The sequence below is a fragment of the Streptomyces sp. NPDC037100 genome, from assembly GCF_055606225.1.
In genome coordinates this window covers 216795-236404 of record NZ_JBVJSX010000008.1, presented here as the reverse complement: position 1 = coordinate 236404, position 19610 = coordinate 216795, and the positions used below count along the sequence as shown (strand labels likewise).

General features: G+C 70.4%; 17 protein-coding genes and 3 pseudogenes. 10 read left to right on the top strand and 10 right to left on the bottom strand.

Annotated elements, in window-relative coordinates:
- Nucleotides 1-49: 49 nt before the first annotated feature.
- Nucleotides 50-1495, bottom strand: a complete 1446-nt coding sequence (locus ACZ7EG_RS26100; RefSeq protein WP_471083508.1) for a glyceraldehyde-3-phosphate dehydrogenase — start codon at nucleotides 1493-1495, stop codon at nucleotides 50-52.
- Between the two features lie 200 nt (nucleotides 1496-1695).
- Between ACZ7EG_RS26100 and ACZ7EG_RS26095 the strand changes: the two genes are divergently transcribed.
- The 4 genes from ACZ7EG_RS26095 to ACZ7EG_RS26080 all read left to right on the top strand — a co-directional run bounded on the left by ACZ7EG_RS26095 (nucleotide 1696) and on the right by ACZ7EG_RS26080 (nucleotide 6433).
- A complete protein-coding gene (locus ACZ7EG_RS26095) occupies nucleotides 1696-2562 on the top strand; it encodes a hypothetical protein (RefSeq protein ID WP_471083505.1) in 867 nt (288 codons plus the stop codon).
- A 178-nt stretch (nucleotides 2563-2740) separates the two neighbouring features.
- Nucleotides 2741-3178, top strand: a complete 438-nt coding sequence (locus tag ACZ7EG_RS26090; protein ID WP_471083502.1) for a Fur family transcriptional regulator — start codon at nucleotides 2741-2743, stop codon at nucleotides 3176-3178.
- A gap of 66 nt (nucleotides 3179-3244) precedes the next feature.
- Complete coding sequence (gene katG / locus ACZ7EG_RS26085) at nucleotides 3245-5470, top strand: catalase/peroxidase HPI (protein ID WP_471083499.1); 2226 nt, start codon at nucleotides 3245-3247, stop codon at nucleotides 5468-5470.
- Between the two features lie 165 nt (nucleotides 5471-5635).
- Entirely contained in the window at nucleotides 5636-6433 is a 798-nt protein-coding gene (locus ACZ7EG_RS26080; protein ID WP_471083496.1) for a carbonic anhydrase, read from the top strand.
- 50 nt (nucleotides 6434-6483) lie between these two features.
- Here the strand turns inward: ACZ7EG_RS26080 and ACZ7EG_RS26075 are convergent, their stop codons facing one another.
- Nucleotides 6484-7875 carry a Tat pathway signal sequence domain protein gene (locus ACZ7EG_RS26075; protein ID WP_471083493.1) on the bottom strand — a complete coding sequence of 464 codons (1392 nt, stop codon included), beginning with the start codon at nucleotides 7873-7875 and terminating at the stop codon, nucleotides 6484-6486.
- Between the two features lie 116 nt (nucleotides 7876-7991).
- Nucleotides 7992-9710: a VanW family protein gene (locus tag ACZ7EG_RS26070; protein ID WP_471083490.1), complete on the bottom strand. Its 1719-nt coding sequence runs from the start codon at nucleotides 9708-9710 to the stop codon at nucleotides 7992-7994.
- 217 nt (nucleotides 9711-9927) lie between these two features.
- Here ACZ7EG_RS26070 and ACZ7EG_RS26065 point away from each other — a divergent pair, with 217 nt between their 5' ends.
- From ACZ7EG_RS26065 to ACZ7EG_RS26055, 3 genes are all read left to right on the top strand, one after another.
- Nucleotides 9928-11193 carry a glycosyltransferase family 4 protein gene (locus ACZ7EG_RS26065; RefSeq protein ID WP_471083487.1) on the top strand — a complete coding sequence of 422 codons (1266 nt, stop codon included), beginning with the start codon at nucleotides 9928-9930 and terminating at the stop codon, nucleotides 11191-11193.
- Between the two features lie 203 nt (nucleotides 11194-11396).
- Nucleotides 11397-12167 (top strand): transferase, encoded by a 771-nt coding sequence (locus ACZ7EG_RS26060; RefSeq protein ID WP_471083961.1) that lies wholly within the window; start codon nucleotides 11397-11399, stop codon nucleotides 12165-12167.
- A 190-nt stretch (nucleotides 12168-12357) separates the two neighbouring features.
- Complete coding sequence (locus ACZ7EG_RS26055; protein ID WP_471083484.1) at nucleotides 12358-13017, top strand: YceI family protein; 660 nt, start codon at nucleotides 12358-12360, stop codon at nucleotides 13015-13017.
- A gap of 15 nt (nucleotides 13018-13032) precedes the next feature.
- Here the strand turns inward: ACZ7EG_RS26055 and ACZ7EG_RS26050 are convergent, their stop codons facing one another.
- From ACZ7EG_RS26050 to ACZ7EG_RS26025, 6 genes and pseudogenes are all read right to left on the bottom strand, one after another.
- Entirely contained in the window at nucleotides 13033-13530 is a 498-nt protein-coding gene (locus ACZ7EG_RS26050; protein WP_471083481.1) for a molybdenum cofactor biosysynthesis protein, read from the bottom strand.
- Nucleotides 13531-13555: 25 nt separating this feature from the next.
- A pseudogene (locus tag ACZ7EG_RS26045) lies at nucleotides 13556-13894 on the bottom strand (MASE1 domain-containing protein); the annotation flags it as partial.
- Nucleotides 13895-13904: 10 nt separating this feature from the next.
- Nucleotides 13905-14066, bottom strand: a pseudogene (locus ACZ7EG_RS26040) (serine/threonine-protein phosphatase); the annotation flags it as partial.
- Nucleotides 14067-14094: 28 nt separating this feature from the next.
- Nucleotides 14095-14298, bottom strand: a pseudogene (locus tag ACZ7EG_RS26035) (DUF817 family protein); the annotation flags it as partial.
- A gap of 27 nt (nucleotides 14299-14325) precedes the next feature.
- A complete protein-coding gene (locus tag ACZ7EG_RS26030) occupies nucleotides 14326-14940 on the bottom strand; it encodes a hypothetical protein (RefSeq protein WP_471083478.1) in 615 nt (204 codons plus the stop codon).
- A 19-nt stretch (nucleotides 14941-14959) separates the two neighbouring features.
- On the bottom strand, nucleotides 14960-15958 hold the full coding sequence (locus tag ACZ7EG_RS26025; protein WP_471083475.1) for an inorganic phosphate transporter: 999 nt from the start codon (nucleotides 15956-15958) through the stop codon (nucleotides 14960-14962).
- A gap of 140 nt (nucleotides 15959-16098) precedes the next feature.
- On the opposite strand from ACZ7EG_RS26025, the gene ACZ7EG_RS26020 reads away from it, so the two are divergent.
- From ACZ7EG_RS26020 to ACZ7EG_RS26010, 3 genes are all read left to right on the top strand, one after another.
- Nucleotides 16099-16698 carry a DUF998 domain-containing protein gene (locus tag ACZ7EG_RS26020; protein WP_471083472.1) on the top strand — a complete coding sequence of 200 codons (600 nt, stop codon included), beginning with the start codon at nucleotides 16099-16101 and terminating at the stop codon, nucleotides 16696-16698.
- 87 nt (nucleotides 16699-16785) lie between these two features.
- Entirely contained in the window at nucleotides 16786-17991 is a 1206-nt protein-coding gene (locus ACZ7EG_RS26015; RefSeq protein ID WP_471083469.1) for a glycoside hydrolase family 64 protein, read from the top strand.
- 269 nt (nucleotides 17992-18260) lie between these two features.
- Nucleotides 18261-18932: a hypothetical protein gene (locus tag ACZ7EG_RS26010; protein ID WP_471083466.1), complete on the top strand. Its 672-nt coding sequence runs from the start codon at nucleotides 18261-18263 to the stop codon at nucleotides 18930-18932.
- Nucleotides 18933-19179: 247 nt separating this feature from the next.
- Here ACZ7EG_RS26010 and ACZ7EG_RS26005 read toward each other — a convergent pair whose 3' ends face one another.
- A complete protein-coding gene (locus ACZ7EG_RS26005; RefSeq protein WP_471083463.1) occupies nucleotides 19180-19605 on the bottom strand; it encodes a DUF6003 family protein in 426 nt (141 codons plus the stop codon).
- Nucleotides 19606-19610 lie beyond the last annotated feature (5 nt).

Below are 19610 nucleotides of genomic sequence, written 5' to 3'. Positions count from 1 at the left end.
AGCGCGGGGCCCGCACGCCCCGCGCTCTCGTCTTCCGGGATCGGCCGGATCAGACCGCCGGAGCCGGGTACGTCGGGTACTCCACGCCGGACACGTGCTGCACGACGCGGATGACCTGGCACGAGTAGCCGAACTCGTTGTCGTACCACAGGTAGAGGATCGCGTTGTCGCCGTCGACCTTGGTGGCGCCGGCGTCGACGATCGAGGCGTGACGCGAGCCGATGAAGTCGCTGGAGACCGCGTCGGGAGCCGTGGTGAAGTCGATCTGACGCTTGAGCGGCGAGGTCAGGGAGACGTCGCGGAGGTGGTCGAGGACCTCCTCGCGGGTGGTCTCACGGCCGAGCCGCAGGCTGAGGATCGCGATCGAGACGTCCGGGACCGGGACACGGATCGAGCTGCCGGTGATCGGCGCCTTGAGGTCGGGAAGCGCCTTGGCGACGGCGGAGGCGGCACCGGTCTCGGTGATGACCATGTTGAGCGGCGCGGACCGGCCGCGACGGTCGGCCTTGTGGTAGTTGTCCAGCAGGTTCTGGTCGTTGGTGAACGAGTGAACCGTCTCGACGTGGCCGCGCAGGACCCCGAACTCGTCGTCCATCGCCTTCAGCGGCGGCACGATCGCGTTCGTGGTGCAGGACGCGCAGGACAGGATCTGCTCGTCCGGCTTGATCGTGTCGTGGTTGACGCCGTGCACGATGTTGGGGACGTCGCCCTTGCCGGGCGCGGTCAGCACGACCTTGTCGATACCGGGGCGCAGGTGCTCGGACAGGCCCTCACGGTCGCGCCACTTGCCGGTGTTGTCGATGAGGATGGCGTCCTTGATGCCGTACGCCGTGTAGTCGACCTCGGACGGGTCGTTCGCGTAGATCACCTTGATGGTGTTGCCATTGGCGACGATCGTGCTGTTCGCCTCGTCGACGGTGATCGTGCCCTGGAACTGGCCGTGGATCGAGTCGCGGCGCAGCAGCGAGGCGCGCTTGACGATGTCCTGCTCGCCGCCTCCGCGCACGACGATGGCCCGCAGCCGCAGACCGTTGCCCGAGCCGGACTTCTCGATGAGCAGCCGGGCCACGAGCCGGCCGATACGGCCGAAGCCGTACAGGACGACGTCCCGGCCCTCGCGGCGCTCGATCTTGTCGGCGCCCGTGGCACCGGCGACGGCCTCCGCGGTGAACTCCGCGACCGACAGACCACGGTCGTCCTCGCGGTACGTCGCGGCGAGCATGCCGATGTCGATCTGGGACGGCCCGAGGTCGAGCTCGGCGAGGGTCTGCAGGAACGGCAGCGTCTCGGTGACGGAGAGCTCCGCACCGGCGATCTGCCGGGCGAACCGGTGGGTCTTGAGGATGCTGACCACCGACTTGTTCACCAGGGAGCGGCTGTGCAGCAGGACCGTCACGTCCCGCTCCCGGTGCAGCTTCCCGATGATCGGGATCATCGACTCCGCGATCTCCTCGCGGTTCTTCCAGTTGGTGAACGAGTCGTCGTTGACAGTCACGAATCCATCTTTCGAGCTAGGCGGCGCTCATATGTTAAACCGTCCACTTCCGGGTCGTGAACGGGGTGCCTCCGATGCGTTCAGCGGCCGCTGCGCGCGCCCCGAAGGGCAGCGCCTGAGATGATCGAAAGCGGAATATAGGCGGGTCTTCCACGCGAATGGCGCGAAAGGGATGCCCATGGATCGCGAAAGGGGTGCCCATGGACTACGACTCGGTGGCCGACGAGCTGTACGGCCTGCGCCCGGAGGAGTTCACCGCCGCCCGGGCCTCCGCCATGGCCACCGCCCGCACCGCCGGCGACCGGGAACTCGCCGAGCGGATCGGCACGTTGCGCAAGCCCAGCCTCGCCGCCTGGGTCAGCAATCTCCTGGTCCGCAGCAGCCCCGGGGAGGTCGAGCCCCTGCTGCGCCTGGGGGAGGGGCTGCGGCAGGCCCACCAGGACCTGGACGGCGCGCAACTGCGCGAGCTGAGCCGCCGGCAGCACGCACTCATCCGGGCCCTCTCCCTGCAGGCGCGGCAGCTCGCGAAGGAGGCCGGGCATCCGATCGGCGAGAGCGTGCAGCGTGAGGTCGAGAACACCCTGCACGCCGTGCTGGCCGACCCCGAGGCCGCCCGGGCCTGGGCCGGAGGTCGCCTGACCAAGCCGCTGAGCGCGGCGGTCGGTTTCCCCGCCGTCGCCGAGGGTGCCCGGCCGCAGCGCCCCGCACCCGCGCCCGCGCCCTCCCGCCCGGGCGGAAAGTCGAGCGAGCAGCAGCGTCGCCGGTTGGGCCGGGCCCGGGAGGAAGCCGAAGCCGCCGAGCGCGAGCTACGGGAGCTGCAGGGCGAGGTGGAGGCGGCGGGTCGGGCCGCGGCGGAGGCGAAAGAGCAAGTCGACGGCCTGCAGCAGCGCGTGGAGGAACTCACCGGCGAACTGGAACGTGCCAGAAACGAACACCAGCAGGCCCGCTTCGCCGAACGGGCCGCCCGGGAACGGGCGCGCACCGCCGACCGCCGGGCCCGCGAGGCCGGCCGCAAAGCCGCGACAGCCGCCGCCCGGCTCGAACGCCTTACCTCGCCGGACGCCTGACCCGCAAACCGGAACGGCGGTGCGCGAGACCTGACGCCCGTGAGGGCGCGATAACGGGGTTGTGACCGAGCTCACAGTCCTCAAGTAAGCCGTCCCACAAAGGCCTCACGCTCCCGACACCAAAATTGAACCGTTCGTTTTCTTGAATCAATCGTGTTTGTGTGGCTAGGTTGACCCCATGACCGCAACCGGGAACCCGACCACCGCCGAGGAGCTGCGAGGTGCCGGCCTGAGGGTGACGGCCGCCCGTGTCGCGCTGCTCGAGGCCGTGCGGGACGGTGACCACCTCGGCGCCGAGACGATCGCCTCCGAGGTGCGCGGCCGCGTGGGTCACATCTCCGTCCAAGCCGTCTACGAGGGGCTGCACGCACTCACCGCGGCAGGGCTCATACGACGCCTCGACCCACCCGGCAGCCCGGCGCTCTACGAGGGGAGGGTCGGCGACAACCACCACCACCTCGTGTGCCGCTCGTGCGGAGCCGTCGCCGACGTCGACTGCGCGGTCGGCCACGCCCCCTGCCTGACCGCGTCCGACGACCGCGGTTTCGCCGTCGACGAGGCCGAGGTCATCTACTGGGGCCTGTGCCCCGCCTGCTCCACCGCCCGCAGTTCCTGAGCACGTGATCCACCGAGCACCGCGATCCACCCGAGCACTGTGATCCACCCGTCCGGAAGGATTTCCATGACTGAGAACCACGACGCGATCGTCACCGACTCGAAGTCGGAGGACACGGGAGGCGGCTGCCCCGTGGCGCACGGCCGCGCCCTGCACCCGACCCAGGGCGGTGGCAACCGCCAGTGGTGGCCCGAGCGGCTCAACCTGAAGATCCTCGCCAAGAACCCCGAGGTCGCCAACCCCCTCGGTGGGGACTTCGACTACGCCGAGGCCTTCAAGAACCTCGACCTCGAGGCCGTCAAGCAGGACATCGCCGAGGTGCTGACCACCTCTCAGGACTGGTGGCCCGCCGACTTCGGCAACTACGGCCCCCTGATGATCCGTATGGCCTGGCACAGCGCGGGCACCTACCGCATCAGCGACGGCCGCGGCGGCGCCGGTGCCGGCCAGCAGCGGTTCGCCCCGCTCAACAGCTGGCCGGACAACGGCAACCTCGACAAGGCCCGCCGTCTGCTGTGGCCGGTCAAGAAGAAGTACGGCCAGTCCATCTCCTGGGCCGACCTCCTGATCCTCACCGGCAACGTCGCCCTGGAGCAGATGGGCTTCGAGACCTTCGGCTTCGCCGGCGGCCGTGCCGACGTCTGGGAGGCCGAGGAGGACGTCTACTGGGGTCCCGAGACCACCTGGCTCGACGACAAGCGCTACACCGGCGACCGCGAGCTGGAGAATCCGCTCGGCGCCGTCCAGATGGGCCTCATCTACGTCAACCCCGAGGGCCCGAACGGCAACCCGGACCCGATCGCCGCGGCCCGCGACATCCGTGAGACGTTCCGCCGCATGGCGATGAACGACGAGGAGACCGTCGCCCTGATCGCCGGCGGCCACACCTTCGGCAAGACCCACGGTGCCGGCCCGGCCGACAATGTCGGCGCCGACCCCGAGGCCGCCTCCATGGAGGAGCAGGGCCTGGGCTGGCGCAGCACCTACGGCACCGGCAAGGGTGGCGACACCATCACCTCCGGCCTGGAGGTCACCTGGACCACCACGCCGACCCAGTGGAGCAACGGCTTCTTCAAGAACCTCTTCGAGTTCGAGTACGAGCTCGAGCAGAGCCCGGCCGGCGCCAACCAGTGGGTGGCCAAGGACGCCCCGGAGATCGTCCCGGACGCGCACGACCCCTCGAAGAAGCACCGTCCGAAGATGCTCACCACGGACCTGTCGCTGCGCTTCGACCCGATCTACGAGCCCATCTCCCGCCGGTTCTACGAGAACCCGCAGGAGTTCGCGGACGCCTTCGCGCGCGCCTGGTTCAAGCTGACCCACCGTGACATGGGCCCGAAGTCGCTGTACCTCGGCCCCGAGGTCCCGGAGGAGACCCTGCTGTGGCAGGACCCGCTGCCGGAGGCCGCGGGCGAGACCATCGACGACGGTGACATCGCCACCCTCAAGACCAAGCTCCTCGAGTCGGGCCTGTCCGTCTCGCAGCTGGTGTCCACCGCCTGGGCCTCGGCGTCCACCTTCCGTGGCAGCGACAAGCGTGGCGGCGCCAACGGCGCCCGCATCCGCCTGGAGCCGCAGCGCGGCTGGGAAGTCAACGAGCCCGACGAGCTGGCGCAGGTCCTGCGGGTCCTCGAGGGCATCCAGCAGGACTTCAACGCCGGCGCCGGAGCCAAGAAGGTCTCCCTGGCCGACCTGATCGTCCTCGGCGGCACCGCCGCGGTCGAGAAGGCCGCCAAGGAAGCCGGCTTCCAGGTGGAGGTTCCCTTCGCCGCGGGCCGTGTGGACGCGACGGAGGAGCACACCGACGCCGAGTCGTTCGAAGCGCTCGAGCCGACCGCCGACGGGTTCCGCAACTACCACGGCAAGGGCAACCGCCTGCCGGCCGAGTTCCTGCTGCTCGACCGCGCCAACCTGCTCACCCTGAGCGCTCCCGAGATGACCGTCCTGGTCGGCGGCCTGCGGGTGCTGGGCGCCAACTACCAGCAGTCCCAGCTCGGCGCCTTCACCAAGACGCCCGGCTCGCTGACCAACGACTTCTTCGTCAACCTGCTCGACCTGGGCATCTCCTGGAAGTCGACGTCCGAGGACCAGACCACGTTCGAGGGCCGCGACGCGGCCACCGGCGAGGTCAAGTGGGCCGGCTCCCGCGCCGACCTGGTCTTCGGCTCGAACTCCGAGCTGCGCGCGCTGGCCGAGGTCTACGCGAGCGACGACGCGAAGGAGAAGTTCGTCAACGACTTCGTCGCGGCCTGGGTCAAGGTCATGAACCTGGACCGGTTCGATCTGGTCTGATCACCCTCGCACGACACGACGCCCGGGCCGGCAGGCCCGGGCGTCGTGCCGGTTGCCTGAGGGACCGTCAAAGAACGTTCAAGGTGAGAACATCACTTACCCAACTCTCACCATGAAACGGCAAGGACGGCGGCCGCCCGCGCATTCGGGCATACGTTCTGGCCCGTGAACTCACATGCCACCTCCCACAGAGGCACCGGCCCCGAACCGCACCCCTTCGTCGGTTCACGGCCCTCCGCCGGCGGTACCGTCCGCCGGACCCTTCTGCGCACCGTGCTGACCGGGGCCGCGGCCCTGGGCGCAGGCCTCGGTGCCGCGCGAACGGCCACCGCCGCGCCCACCCCCACGCCCGCCGGCACCGGACCCGCGGAGCCACGCCCCGGCACCCCGGACGAGGCGCTGAGGGAGCTGGCCGCGGGCAACCGCCGCTGGCGCGCCTTCCGGGAACGCCACCCGCACGAGAACCCGGCCATCCGGCAGACGTTGGCCACCGCGCAGCACCCCTTCGCGGTGGTGCTCGGTTGCATCGACTCGCGAGTCCCCCCGGAACTGGTCTTCGACCAGGGCCTGGGTGACCTGATGACCGTGCGTACCGCCGGCGAGGTCCTCGACGAGGCCGTGCTCGGCAGCGTCGCCTACGGCGTCCTGGAGCTCGGCATACCGCTGGTCGTCGTCCTCGGCCACCAGTCGTGCGGCGCGGTGCGTGCGGCCGTGTCGGCGGAGCAGTCGGGAGAGCGACTGCCCGCCCACATGCAGTACCTCGTCGACCAGATAAGCCCCGCCATAGACCACGGCAAGGAAGGGGACGCCCGGATCGACGCGACCGTGAGCGCCAACGTCCGGCTCGTGCGCTCCCGGCTGGCCGCGGAACCCGAACTCGCCGCCAGGATCGGCACCGGCAAGCTGGCGATCGTCGGCGCCCGCTACGAGCTCACGACCCAGGCGGTCCACCGCCTTGCCTGAGGGACAGCCGGCCCGGTCCGCCGCACACGACGGCGGACCGGGCCGTTCTCTCACACCCGGAGCGGGTTGAACCGAGCCACGGCCATCAGGTACCAGGCCGTCGCCCCTGTGTGCCGGTACGGGTAGTAACCGAAGCCGAAGCCCGTATCCAGCGGACTGCTGGCGGACACGACTCCACTGCGCTCGGGCAGAGCCTTCCCCCCGACGGTCTGGCCGCCGCCCAGGAGATCCTGCGCCCGCTCGATCGAGGCGAGCAGACGCCGGGCCCCCGCCTCGTCACCACGAGCCCCGCGATCGTGCAGGGCGAGCGCGAGATGCGCCGTCCCCTCGAACCACACCCCGTTGCGGTCGGGCTTCGGCTGGCCGTCGGCGATCGGGGCGTCCTCGTTCGCGAGGAGACTCGCCGAACTGAAGGTGACCCCCTCGTACGACTGCCCCGCGGGCACCGTGCTGTTCGTGCGCCCGGAGTGGTCCAGGACGGCCAGCTCGGCCGCGGCCCAGTCCAGCGAACGGGAGTGGCGGCGGGAGTCCAGCGCGAGGTGCGTCCAGGTCTGCGTGTCCTCCGGAATCGGGGACTTGTTGACCGTCACACCGTCGTTCGTGCCGGTGTAGAAGAAGCCGCCGGACGGTTCCCGCATCCGGCGCACGAACGCCGCGGCCCGCCCGCGCCGCTCCAGCCACACGCGCTCGCCGGTCAGCCGGGCGAGCCGGCCGAACAGGCAGACCAGGTCGGTGTTGTGCTCGGTCGAGGTGAACGGCAGCTTCTGATTCGCACCGTCCACCCCGAACTTGTAGCCGCCGAGGGGCTCGTCGGTCCGGCCGGTCCGCTCGATCCACTCGCCGATCCGCACGGCACCGTCGAGGAAGCGGCGCGCCCCGGTGCGGCGGGCCAGGGCGCCGAGCGCGATGCCCGCCCAGGCCATGTCGCCCACGGCCGTTCCGGTGAAGCCGAACTGCGTCCCGACGTTGGCCGTGCCGTCGGCCCGTACGAAGCCGTCGGGCTGGAGTGAGCCGTCGTAGAAGGTGTACGGCCCGACGTTGTAGGCCTGCCGGAGCCTGCCGTCGTCGTACGCCGGGTCGTGGCTCTGGGCGTGGAGCAGGGCGTCGCCCAGCGCCTTGGCCCTGGCCAGACCGGCCGGGGTCCGGGCCGCGAGGTGGGCCAGGAGCGCGAGGGCGTTGTCATAGGTGAAGGCGGTGCTGAACAGTCCGGCCTGGTCGGTGTAGCTCTGCGTCAGGCGGAGGTCGCCGTGGTCGGGGTAGGCGTCCATGGCGGCGGCGAGGAAGGCGTGCCCCCGGGCCGGGGCCGATGCGGGGCGGGACCCGGTGGAGCCGGCCGCGAAGGCCTGCCCCTGGGCGGCGACGGTGAGCCCTGCGGCAGTGATGCCGAGTCCGGCACCGATGAGCGAACGCCGGCTGAGCGCCGGGCCTTGTCTGCCAGTCATGGATCTCCCTTGAGAGCGCTCTCAATCAATGGCCGCTCATTGTGCTGGCGCTCCGGGGCCGGGTCAACGCTTCGTTCGGAAGGGAGAGTTGCAGAGGCGGACGACCGAGGAGCGGATCACTCGCAGACGATCTCGTCACGCGGCGTGTAGTGCGTGCGGTACGGCTCCCGCTTCACTTCCCGGCCGTCGTCGTAGAAGACCCGCTCCACGGTGACGTCGAACCCTTCGAGCGGTGTCTGCGGCACGCACTCCTTGTCGTCGCTCACCTTCTTCTCCGGCGGCTTCACCTCGGTGCGCGGACCGGTGACGGCCTTGATCTCGTCGTACTTGCGGGTGCCGAGGAAGGAGACGGTGACGGAGGTGTCGGTGGACTCGGCCTGGATGTAGACGGCCTTGCCGGAGTCGTTGGCGAACCGCAGATCCAGGCTGCCCCAGGCGACCGTCGCCTCGCGGCCCTCCGGGTAGCGCTCGATGTAGAACGAGTGTGCTCCGTGCTCCACGGGCTTGACCCCGGCGAAGAACAGCGCGTTGTACACGGTCGTCGCCACGGACGAGACCCCGCCGCCGGAGGCCTTGGTGAATTGGTCGTCGAGGATGATGATGCCGTCCATGAAGCCGTTGGCCTTGGTGCGCTCACCGACGGTCCGGTTGAAGCTCCAGGTCTCGCCCGGATCGACGACGGATCCGTTGATGAGCTCCACGGCCCGGCCTATGTTCTTCGTGCGGTACTCGGCCGGTTCGAAGTGGACGGTGAAGGAGGACATCTTCTCCGTCAGTCCCAGCCGCGCGGCGTTCTCGCGGGTCACCTCCGGCTGGGTCCGGTGTACCTCCACCTCGCCGCTGCGGTCGGCGCCCGATGCGGTGAGCAGGGGCAGAACGGCCTTCCCCAGGGCCTTGTCCGTGACGGACCGGCCCACCGTGGCGTCCTGGACCACCACCGCCTTGTCGCCCTCCGGCCGCAGCTTCGCGTTCTCGGCGGTCGTGGTGATGGCGTCCAGCGGGCCGGCCACGGCGGGCTCGGCGCGCAGGCCCTTGGCGTCGAGTTCCGGTCCGAGTCTGCCGCTGCCGTCCGGCCGCATGGTCAGATGCTCGCCCAGCGCGTCCTGGCCGACGGTGAACCGCTTGCCGGCCGCGGTGAGCGTGACGGGGCCCGACATGGCCGGCTCCGCGAAGGTGCGCACCGCCCGCCGCACCTCGTCGGCGGTGACCTTCGGCCGGGTCTCGCGAGTGGGCAGGGGAGTGGCCGTGCCGGCGTCGCCCCGCAGGAAGGAGTCGTGCAGGGGCCCGACGGCGGCGTTCACGTCCAGCGCGTACCCCGTCCGCGGTGCGACGGTCTTCACACGCCCGTCGTCGAAGGTCACGGCACCGTCTCTGACCTTCTGGTCGAGCTCCTTCGCCAGCTGCCCGAGGGCCGCCCGGGCCTTGCCCTCGTCGAGGTGTACGACCGGTTCGATGTCCCCGCCCGAGCGGAAGAACCCGCCGAACACGCTGAACGGATCAGCGCCGGTGCGCGCTGCCCGGTCGACGGTCTCCTGGACGTCGTAGGACAGGCCCGCACGCTCCGGATCGACCCTGCCGGTGCGGTCACCGACCTGCACGGGCAGCTCCCGGACGCCTGCCGCACCCAGCTCCCGTTCCAGCCTGGCCACCGCCTCCGCGCGGCTCAGCCCCCCGATGTCCACCCCGCGCACGGTCGTACCGGAGTCGATGTGGCCGCCGGTGAGGAGCAGCCCCGCGAGATACAGACCGCCGACCCCCACGGCCAGCGCGCCGCCGGCCAGGGCGACGGGCGGGAGGGAGGCGATGCGCGGGACGAGGGCTGTACGGGGGCGCATGGGTCTCCTGAAGATCGATACGAGGGTGCACCCGAGAACGCGACGATGCGCGGGCAAACACATCAAGCTATCCACACATCAGAGGCAAACCGATATGGCCCAGGCCACTTATGCCCGAGATCATTCCGGAATCGGCGAATCCGGCCCGGCGGACCGGCACGGCCACAGAGTGATAACGGCGAACAACGAACCGGGCGTTGACACGGTCTAGGCCACCATGAAGATCTCTTTCCTGATCCACAACGCCTACGGGATCGGAGGCACCATCACCACCACGTTCAACCTGGCCGGGGCCCTGGCCGAGCGGCACGACGTGGAGATCGTCTCCGCGTTACGTCACCGGGAACGCCCCAACCTCGTCCTGGACCCACGGGTGCGCCTGCGGGCGTTGGTGGACCTGCGCAAGGAGGCGGACGACCCGCTGCATCACAGACCGGCGAAGGTGTTCCCGCCCGCCGAGTACCGTCACCACCAGTACAGCGAGCTGACCGACCGGCGCATCGGCGAGTGCCTCGAAGCGCTCGACGCCGACGTCGTCATCGGTACCCGCCCGGGCCTCAACGTGCACATCGCCCGCCAGGCCCCGCGGCACGTCCTGCGCGTCGGCCAGGAACACCTCACGCTGGACAACCACTCGCCGCGGCTGCGCACCGCCCTGCGCCGTGCCTACCGCCGACTCGACGTGATCACCACCGTCACGGAGGCGGACGCCGCCGCCTACCGGCGCAAGATGTGGCTGCCCGGCGTCCACGTGGAGGCCCTGCCCAACAGCGTCCCCGACCCTGCCCTGCCTCCCGCGGACAGCACCGCCAAGGTGGTGATCGCCGCGGGCCGCCTGGTGCCGGTCAAGCGCTACGACCTCCTCATCGAGGCGTTCGCCCAGGTCGCCGCGGCGCACCCGGACTGGCAGCTGCGCATCTACGGCAAGGGTGAGGAGCAGGCCAACCTGCGCCGGCTCATCGAGCGGCTCGGACTGTGGAACAACGTGTTCCTGATGGGGGCCGCCACCCCCATGGAGGCCGAGTGGGCCAAGGGATCGATCGGCGCGGCGGCGTCCGACTTCGAGCCGTTCGGCATGACCATCGTCGAGGCGATGCGCTGCGGGCTGCCCGTCGTCAGCACCGACTGCCCCTACGGTCCCGGCGAGATCATCGAGGACGGCACCGACGGCAGGCTCGTACCGGTCGGGGACCGTGACGCGCTCGCCGCGGCCCTGCTGGAACTCGTCGGCGACGACGAGCGGCGTCGCCGCATGAGCCGAGCCGCCCTGGACAACGCGCGCCGCTTCGCCCCCGGCCCCGTCGTCGCGCAGGCCGAACGCCTGCTGGAGAGGGCCGCCGCGGCCAGGAGCACCGGCCGTACGGCCATCCCGCAGGACCGCCGCACCCGGAGCCCCCTGGCCGGCCGGGGCCACGCGGTCCGCGACGCCGCCCACACCGCTGCCGCCGGTGTACTGCGCTCGATACGGAAGGGACCCCGATGAGCACCCCGGAAGACAAGCCGACCCGCACGCACGAGGGCATGACGCCGAGCGCGTCGCACGGGGGCACGATGCCGGCCGCTTCGCACGAGGGCGCGCCGGCGGGCACGCTCCGCGAGGGCGCGCCGGCGGGCACGCTCCGCGAGGGCGCGCCGGAGAGCACGCTGCCGGGCCCGCGGCACGACACCCAGCCGCGGGCGGACTGCATGATCGACACCGATGGCCGGATCACGTTCCGACTGCCGCCGATCTCCGCCGCACACCCCCGGCTGCTCCTGCGGCTGCGGCCCAAGAAGGGCCTGCCCGAGACGACCGTCCACGTCCTCGATCTGGAGACCGACCGTGCCGACGGCCACCGCAACGCCGTACTGGAACCGCGTCCGGTCCTCGATGAGGGCCGCTGGGACGTGTACCTGCTGCCGGAACCCGGTGCCGAGCGCCGACGACTGCGCCCGGGCCTGCGGGACCTGCGCACCCTCGTCGACGGCCACCTGCGCGACCGCCCCTCGCCGGTCGCGGTCCGGATCCCGTACGCCACGAAGGACGGCTTCCTCGCCCTCAGGGCATGGTGGCGCACCGTCCACGCGGAGGCCCGCGGCATCGACCTCACGGACCGGACCATGACGATCACGGCCCGCCTGCACGGTGCCGAGCTCCACGAGGACGCCACTGTACGTCTGCGCCTGCGAGGTACCGACACCGTACGCACCTTCGCCCCCCGGCTCGACGACGACGGCAGGGGCTTCTCGTTCACCGCAGGTCCCGGGGACCTGACGGGTGACGGCGGGGGAACGACCCGGATCTGGGACGTCTTCGTCCGTCCCACCGCCGAGGCACGGCCCGTCAGGGTCGGCCGGCTGCTCGACGACGTGGCGGACCGCAAGCACGTGTACGTCTACCCGCCGATCGATGCCGGCGGCTGCACTCTTCGCCCTTACTACACCGTCGACAACGACCTTGCGATAGAGGTGACGTAAGACCGATTCGCCGAAATGCCCGAAATGAAAATCCCTGGGGTTTCGGATGGCCATTTCGGTGATACGTCGCGACACCTGTGTGTGGATTCTGTGTAAAGCGGCGGCGAATGAGGGCAGGGCCTCGCTCTCAACAGCCGCAAAACGGAAGGGGACTTGCGGCCATAACCAAACTCAAGTACCTAGGTGAACCATGAACCTGTTCAACCGCGTTGTGCCGTCCCGCCGGCAGGCACCGCTCCCCCCACAGCGCCCCACCGGCGCACCGGCATCCTCCACTGCCGTGCTGCCGGACCCTCACCTGGCGAATCTGTCCGGTGAATGGGTCGTCGACCCCGCGCACAGCAGGATCGGCTTCTCCGTCCGGCATGCCATGGTGACCACCGTGCGCGGTTGTTTCCTGGAGTACGAAAGCCGCCTCTACTTCGACGCGCACGACCCCGCACGGTCACGGGCCGACATCACTCTGTTCACGTCCAGCGTCGACACCGGTGTGGAACAGCGGGATGCCCATCTGGTCGGCCGTGATTTCCTCGATGCCGCGACTTATCCGCGTATGCGCTTCACCAGCACGGGGGTGGAGCAGACGGGCGCCGACCTGTTCAGCATGTCCGGCGAGCTGACCATCAAAGGCGTCTCCCGCCCGGTGGTACTCGACATGACGTACATCGGAAAGGTCACCGACCCCTTCGGCTACGACCGGGTCGGCTTCGACGGCACCACCACCATCAACCGCTCGGACTGGGGCCTGACGTACAACAGCAGGCTGGCCGAGGGCGGCGCGATGGTGAGCGAGAAGGTGCGGCTGCAGCTCGACATCGCTGCCATCCGCACTTCACCGTCGGCCGGCTGACCGCCCCAGGGCGCATCAGGACCCCGCGTCGGCCCTGGCCACGACCCGGAACGTGGCCGGGCCGAGCGCGAGCACCCCGTCGCTCAGCGGCGTGCACCGTACACCGCCACGGCCACGCAGGGCGCGCTGCGCGCCCGGGCCGATGGTCACGTCCATCCAGGCGCAGGGCCGTGCGGGACGCTTCACGGCGAACATCACCGGCCCGCTGCCGCAGTCGAGTGCGATCGTCGCACCGACGCAGGAGTCGATGTCCACGCCCCTGAGCAGGATGTTCCGCCGGGTGTGCCGCAGATCGGCGTCGGCAGGGAGGTTCTCGGAGGCCATGATGGTCACCGCAGCGTTCCGGTGGGCGGGCCGGGCGTAATAGCGGTCGCCGACCAGCCCCAGCTCACGGCGTACCTCCACCTGGGTGACACGCTCGTCGGACGGCCCGGGGGAGGGCCCGTCCGACGGCCGTCCGGCCAGCCGGTGCACGGGCGAGACCAGCAGCTGCACCACCTCGACCTGGGCCATGACGCCCAGCCTAGTGCCGCGGCAGTCACCCCTCCGGCCGTTGCCCGAGCCCGCCGTCCTCCACGGGCGCCCGGCCGTCCGCCGTCTCGCCCGCGGTGAGGTGCTCCAGTACCTCGACCAGTTCCTGGCAGGCGCGCTCCACGGAACGCCGTGTGCAGAGCTGCTCGGTGATCACCGCGGAGAGGATCGGGGCCGTGAGCGCCACGGCCCCGTTGAAGGCCTGGAGCTTCATCATCACCTCGACCCGGCTGAGCCGTTCGAACGGTCCGACCCGGTCGGTCGCCGCCACCGTGGTCATGACCGAGGCGAAGAGGGCGCACAACAGGCTGCCCGCCAGCTGGAACCGCAGGGCCGCCCGGATCAGAGCTGTGCGCGCCGCCCACGTTGAGGCCCCGGTAGGCGGGCGCGTACCGCACGGCCAGGTGCAGTCGGCGGGTCATGGGCAGGTCCCGCGGCAACATGCCGCGCTGCAGCGCGATCGCCGGATCGACCCGGGACCTCTGCATCTCGGCCTGCGCACGCGCCTGAGCCGTCAGGGCCCCGAGCCTGGTTCTCCCGGCCGCGCCCCCAGAACACCAGCGTGAGCAGCACGCCGTAGACGACCAGCAGGTCGTAGCGCGCCACGGGCAGGTCGGGCAGCAGCGCGGAGACGGCGACGCCGGACAGCAGGGCGAGGGCGAAGGCGCAGGCGCGAGTCTGGGTCCAGGCGAAGGTGAGCAGCCGGCGGACCGGTGTGGCCGGGGGGCCGGTGATGTCGGCGGGGATCATGGTGCCCGGTAGGACGGCCCCTCGTGCCTAACGGTTGCTGGTGATCTCCCTGCCCGGAGCCCGCTCGTCCGGGTACTCCCGCGCCTGCGCCACGGCCTGCCGCAACAGCCCGGAAAGGCGCTGCTCGGCGTCCGGGGCGGCGCACAGCACCCGGAGAGCGTGTTCCAGGTGCCGACGCCCCGGCCCGCGCCACCACAGCAGATCGGCGATCCGGGCCGCCGGATCTCCCGCCGACGCGTGGGTGACTTTCTCCGCCCTCCGGCCGCACGCACGGCCGTACCGTGCCAGAGGCCGCGACGAGGGGCGCACCAGGCGCGCCGCGTCCACGACCGTGCCGATCAGCAGCGGTGCGTAGTCACGACCCGAGGGGTGGGCGTCCGCGAGGTCGGCGGCCAGCGGCCACAGGGCGCGCCGGGCATCGTCACCGACACTGTCGTTGACCACCCGGGCCAGGGCCGCCAGGGCCGGGTGCGTCCCGGCCGGGCTGTCGGTGAAACGGCCGGAGGCCAGCAGGGCCGCGGCCTCCATCAGACACGCACCGTCGTCCGGGTGCAGATGGGCGAAGCGCCCGGGCAGCGGAAGGCCGTCCGGGGCCCCGGCGGGGGACTCCTCGGACCACTTACGGCCGGGAAGAGCGGTCATGGACGGCCTCCGGCTGTGATCACAGACCGGTGACGGCGTGCAGGAGCAGAAACAGCGCCGCTGCCGGGACCCCCGCGCCGGGAAAGGTGAGGATCCAGGCGGTACCGATCGAACGGGCCACCTGCCAGCGTACGTCGGAGAAGCGCCGGGTGGCACCGGCACCGAGAATGGCCGCGGTGATCGTCTGGGTGGTGGAGATCGGCGCCTTCACCAGGAACGCGGTCGTGTAGAGGACGGCCGCGGCAGCGGTCTCGGCGGCGAACCCGCGCGGCGGATCCAGGTGCACGATGCGCCGCCCGAGGGTGGTGATGATGCGACGCCCGCCGGCGTACGTGCCGGCGGCCATGGCGATCGCCACGGCGGCGATCACCCACACCGGCACCGAGAAGTCGTCCTGCCAGCCGGCCGTGACCAGCGCCAGCACGATGACCCCCATGGTCTTCTGCGCGTCCTGCAGCCCGTGCCCCAGACCCATGGCGGCGGCCGAGACGCTCTGCGCCCCACGGAAACGCCGCATGGTGCGCCGGGGTGCCGAATGCCGGAACACCCACAGGATGCTGGTGTGCAAGAAGTACCCCAGCGCCACGCCGACCAGCGGGGACAGCAGCATCGGCAGGACGACCTTGTCCAGGATGCCCGACCAGTGCACCGTGGCGGACGCGGCGAGCGCGGCACCGACGAGCCCGCCGATCAGAGCGTGCGAGGACGAGGTGGGCAGCCCGCGCCACCAGGTGAAGAGGTTCCACCCGATGGCGCCCAGGAGCGCGCACAGGACGAGCAGCAGACCCGAGGTCTCCTCGGGCGCCCCGATGATGCCGCTGCCTACGGTCTGAGCGACCCCGGTTCCCAGGAAGGCGCCGCAGAAGTTCATCACCGCGGCCATCGCCAGCGCCACGCGGGGCGTCAGGGCCCTGGTGGAGATCGAGGTGGCGATGGCGTTCGCGGCGTCGTGGAAGCCGTTGGTGAAGTCGAACGTCAGACCCACGACGATGATCAGTACCACGAGAGTGAGCTCCATGCCCGATCACCTTTCGACGCCCGGCCGCACCGGTTCCATCGTGCGCTTCCGGGCCGGAGCGGGCTGTGCGACTACGCCACCTGAGGCGGCCCGCGGGACGAAACCCGCAGGACGCGGATGCCCGGCTTTACGGTGTCCCGATGCGATCTGTACCTACATGGGCGCTGGTGTCGTCGGGGTGTGCCCCGGTCTTCCTGATCTTGGGCTGGCTGTTGGCGGCATCGTTGCAGGGCCCGCCGTACGATCCCGCCGCCCAGACGATCAGCGTCCTGGCGGCTCCCGGAAGCTCCGGGTCCTGGGTGATGACGGTGGCGTTCGTCGCCCTCGGGTTCTGCCACCTGCTGACGGCCTGGGGTCTGCGCCCGGCCGCGACGGCGGGGCGGGCGGCCCTGGCGGCCGGAGGTGTGTCGGCGCTCGCGGTGGCCGTGTTTCCGGTGCCGAGCAGTGGCGGTTCGCTGGGCCACGGTTCGGTCGCCGCCGTGGGCTTCGCCGTCCTGGCGGCATGGCCGGTGCTGGCCGCCCGGGCCGGTACCGCCGTGCCGTGGGCCCTGCGGCCCTTTCCCTCCCTGGGGGCGACCGCCGTCATGGCGGCCGGCGCGGCCTGGTTCCTGATCGAGCTGCACCTCCATGGCGTGGCCGGCGTGGCCGAGCGTGCCGTGACGACCCTTCAGTCGGTCTGGCCCTTCGTGGTCGTGGTCTCCTGTCTCCGCGGATCCCTGCGCGACGGGTGCCCGAGCTGACCGAACGCTCCGATGTGTTGACAGGTACGGACCAAAGCGCAACTCTGAGAGCGCTCTCAGAATCCGACTGCCGAACGGAGGCAGAGCGTGTTGCGAACTCTCAGGCGCCGGGCCACGGCCGCGGCGCTGTCCCTGGCCACGGTCCTCGCCGGCTCACTGCTGGCGACCGGAACGGGTCCGCCGGCCCATGCCGCCGTCCCGGCGACGATCCCACTGAAGATCACCAACAACTCGGCCCGCGGTGAGCAGCTGTACATCTACAACCTCGGCACGGAACTCTCGACCGGACGGCAGGGCTGGGCCGACGCGGCAGGCACCTTCCACCCCTGGCCGGCCGGCGGCAACCCGCCGACCCCCGCGCCCGACGCCTCCATCGCGGGACCGGCGGCAGGGCAGTCGACCACGATCCGCATGCCGAAGTTCTCCGGACGCGTGTACTTCTCCTACGGCCAGAAGCTGGTCTTCAAGCTCACCACCGGAGGCCTGGTCCAGCCCGCCGTGCAGAACCCGGCCGACCCCAACCGGAACATCCTGTTCAACTGGTCGGAGTACACGCTCAACGATTCGGGCCTGTGGGTCAACAGCACACAGGTCGACATGTTCTCCGCTCCCTACGCGGTGGGAGTACAGCGAGCCGACGGCAGCACCGCGAGCACCGGACGGCTCAAGACCGGCGGGTACAACGGCTTCTTCAACGCCCTCAGGGGGCAGCCCGGAGGCTGGGCCAACCTGATCCAGACCCGTCCGGACGGCACCGTACTGCGTGCCCTGTCGCCGCTGTACGGTCTGGAGACCGGCGCACTGCCGGCCACCGTCATGGACGACTACGTCAACCGCGTCTGGCAGAGGTACTCCACCTCGACCCTGACGGTCACCCCGTTCGCCGACCGGCCCGGCACCAAGTACTACGGCCGGGTCTCCGGGGGCGTCCTGAACTTCACCAACAGCGCCGGAGCGGTTGTCACCAGCTTCCAGAAACCGGACGCCTCCTCCGTCTTCGGCTGCCACGGAAGGCTCGACGCCCCGAACGACCAGGTGCGCGGCCCGATTTCACGCACGCTGTGTGCCGGTTTCAACCGCTCCACCCTGCTGGTCAACCCCAACCAGCCCGATATCGGAGCCACCGACTTCTACAGGGACAACGTCACCAACCACTACGCGCGCAAGATCCACGCCCAGATGGCGGACGGAAAGGCTTACGCCTTCGCCTTCGACGATGTCGGCCACCATGAATCGCTCGTCCACGACGGCAATCCCCGGCAGGCCTATCTCACACTCGAACCCCTCAACTGACCTGTCGCCCCGAGCCGCTGGTGCCACGAACTGATCGTGCCACCAGCGGCTTTCGGATGGGTCTGGCGGTGGTCGTGAGCAACACCGCCTCTGAAGAACACTGTTGACGATGCATCAGTTCTGAAATCAAATACAACTTTGCCATCTCTTGGTGTGGCCGAGCTGTCGATTACGTGAGCCTCATGGGCAACACAGGTGACCGCAAGCCCTGCCGGAACAGGGGCAATTGTGGCCACCTTCCCCCCACGCACCATCGAGAGGCAACAACGATGACGATGAAGCACACCGCGCGGTACGGCAGCCGCACCCTCGCGTTGGCGGCGACCGCACTCGGGGCGATCGCGACGGCCGTCCCGGCCGCGGCCGGAGAACAGCCCACCGCGGAGCAGATCATGGCCGACTGCGCCTCCGGAGAAGGCAAGTGCGGCTTCAATTCCCCGCGACTCGGCAAGGCCTATCTCGGTGAGCCGCGTCAGGTTTCCGAACTGCTCTTCAACTGCACCGAGTCACCTGCGTCCCAGGCGATGTCATGGGCCGACACCGTGGGCTCCTCCCATTCGGTGGGAGGCTCGGTCACGGTGGGCGGCGGCATCGAAGGCATCATCACGGCGAGTGTGACCGCGACCTACGATTACACCTGGCAGAGCTCCCACACGGAGACGAGTTCCTTCACCGTGACCGTGAAGCCGGGAGAAGTGGGCTGGATCTCCCGTGCCCAGGTGATGCAGCAGATATCCGGCACCTGGCAGACCCACTACGACGACCCCAAGTGGGGCCACTACTACTGGTTCGTGCCCGACACCGTCACCGGCCCGGCCCCGAACGGCACGGACGGCAAGCACAGCGCGGTCGTGGTCAAGTCCCGCACGATGACCGCCGACGAGAAGAAGCTGTGCGCCGGCGGCTCCACCCGGAACAAGGTCTTCACCCGCAGCCGCTGATCCGGTCCGCCCTGGCAATGGGGCTCGCCGCGCACCGCCGGTGACAGGCCCCGCGCCAGATGGTGCCTCATGGCGTCTGGTGGCACCATCGCCGAGCAGGTTCCGCAATCCCTTCATGGACTCGACCATGGCCTTGGCCTGGCGTCAGGTGGTGCCGCTCGAGGTCAGGCTGATCGGCCCCGCCGGGTGGTCCTTGCCCGGCGGGGCCGATTGCAGGGGAGGGCGGGACGGCTTGCCCGCGGGGCGGTCACCCGCTCGCGGCGGCGGTCACGGTCGCGGGGTCCACCCCGGTCAACTCGACGATGCGGTGCGGTGGCACACCGGCGGCGAGTGCCTTGCCGATCAGGCCGTCCCGCCCGTCGGCGCAGTCACGGTAGGCGAGCAGCTCCTGCTCGACCCGGGCCAGCGGCTCCGGGACCATCCGGTGGCGCAGGCGACTCAGCTCCTCCTCGCTCAGCGGGACGGGCAGCCGTTCCGCTCCCTCGGGCACGGCCGCCGTCTCCTCCGGCGGCAGCAGACGCAGGTGGGGCGAGGTCGGCGTACTTCCCTGCGCATCGAGCCAGGCGCGGACGGCGGGAGTTTCCATGCACGCGAGTTCACCGACGGCGGCCGGAGACACGCCGAGCTGCGCGGACGCGTCGTCAAGCAGGAACAGGTAGGCGTCGTCGGTCATCCTCG